The organism is Curvibacter gracilis ATCC BAA-807, from assembly GCF_000518645.1.
Lineage (GTDB): Bacteria > Pseudomonadota > Gammaproteobacteria > Burkholderiales > Burkholderiaceae_C > Curvibacter > Curvibacter gracilis.
This window is the reverse complement of the sequence record NZ_JADZ01000075.1, coordinates 1-1,590: the sequence shown is the minus strand read 5'-3', so window position 1 is coordinate 1,590 and position 1,590 is coordinate 1. Positions and strand designations below refer to the sequence as shown.

General features: G+C 56.5%; 1 protein-coding gene and 1 pseudogene. Both read left to right on the top strand.

Translation table 11 applies throughout. The features are described 5' to 3' along the window. A pseudogene (locus L880_RS33650) lies at window positions 1-453 on the top strand (IS481 family transposase); the annotation flags it as partial. Continuing rightward, window positions 443-1,414 carry an ExeA family protein gene (locus L880_RS0125570; RefSeq protein ID WP_027478016.1) on the top strand — a complete coding sequence of 324 codons (972 nt, stop codon included), beginning with the start codon at window positions 443-445 and terminating at the stop codon, window positions 1,412-1,414. The pseudogene L880_RS33650 and the gene L880_RS0125570, both read left to right, overlap by 11 nt. The last annotated feature ends 176 nt before the right edge of the window (window positions 1,415-1,590 follow it).

Below are 1,590 nucleotides of genomic sequence, written 5' to 3'. Positions count from 1 at the left end.
CTCTTTGACGATGCCTTGCACATCGAATACAACGGCGAAAAGTTTGGCCCCTTTTACCCGATATCGGGTCCCATTCCGCTGCATCGCTACCGAGCCTTCAAACGCGGCAAAGCCGACGAGCGGGCCGACCGCATCCGCACACTGGCCGACCAGCTCGGCCTGCCCATTGCCGCACTGTCCGGCAACGACCTGTGCGTGTCAAAACCTGCGTCCATGCCTGTGCCAATTGCACGCCAGCCATTTGATGCCGAATCGCATGAGTACCACTATCCCACCACCATCGCCGCCAAGCTGGCGATTGCCGATGATTTGGCCAGGCCGTTGACCAAGCTATTGCCTGAGGAACGCGGCTTCATTGACCAGGTTCTGGCAGAGACACTGAATCGGCGAATTGTCATGGGACGGGTGCGGGAGTACTTCCGGCAACAAAAAGGAGCACAGCATGCGAGTTGAAGTGATGCAGCATTTCGGGTTGACCCTTGCGTTCAACCAGGCCGGTTACTACGAGACCGAACACCACAAAGAATTGATGAAGGACATCCGCGGTGCCATTGGTGAGGGGCGGCTGATTGCAGTGTGTGGCGTGGTTGGCAGTGGCAAGACGGTTTTGCTGCGACGCCTGCAGCAGGCGCTGGATGAGGAAAAGAAGGTCACCGTTTCGAAGTCGCTGGCCATCGAAAAACAAAGCATCAAGCTGGCCACGCTGATTTCGGCCCTGTTCTATGACCTATCGGCCGACAAGCAGGTGCAGATTCCAAAACAAGGGGAACGCCGGGAGCGCCAGTTGCAGGAACTGGTGAAGAAGGGCAAACGGCCCATTGTCTTGTTCGTCGATGAGGCACATGACCTCAACGGCCATACCTTGACCGGGCTCAAACGTCTGATGGAACTGGTGGAGGATGGCGGTGGCCTCCTGTCGGTGGTGCTGGCGGGTCACCCCAAGCTGCGCAACGACTTGCGTCGGCCGACGATGGAGGAAATTGGCTACCGTACCGACGTATTCTCATTGGACGGAATCGCCGGCGCGCAGCGCGAATACATCAAATGGTTGTTGGCCACCTGCTCTGGGGGCCAAATCGAGACCAACGCCATCTTGACCGAGGATGCTATCGACGTGCTGGCCAGCAAGCTGCGCACGCCGCTGCAAGTTCAATTGCATCTCAGCCTAGCTCTGGAGGCCGCGTACCAGGCAGGAGAGCAACCCGTGACCGCAAGCGTGGTTGAATCCGTGCTTTCCCGCCAGATTGACGACTTGGAGCCAACGTTGACCCGGCATGGTTATCGCACCAAGGATCTGGTCGAACTCTTCGATGCCAAGGCGACGGAGATAAAGGCCATGTTCAACAACACATTGGAGCCGACACGCTCCACCGAGCTGCGGGAGAAAATGTTGCGGGCCGGGCTACCAATCTGAGTACATTTTGATTTGCAATTAATGTGAGTCGGTGGCGATGCAATGCAAGTCGGCCGCTACGATTGCAAGTTCATTTGCAATTAATGTGATTCTGACCATCCGGTCATTTGCAAATAATGTGAGTCGGAAAAGCCGCTGATTGCAAGTCGGTCGGTTTTCAAACGCGAGTCACTACA

Excerpts from the sequence above, each read along its gene's own strand:
- L880_RS0125570 (WP_027478016.1), top strand. The coding sequence starts at position 443 with ATGCGAGTTGAAGTGATGCAGCATTTCGGGTTGACCCTTGCGTTCAAC.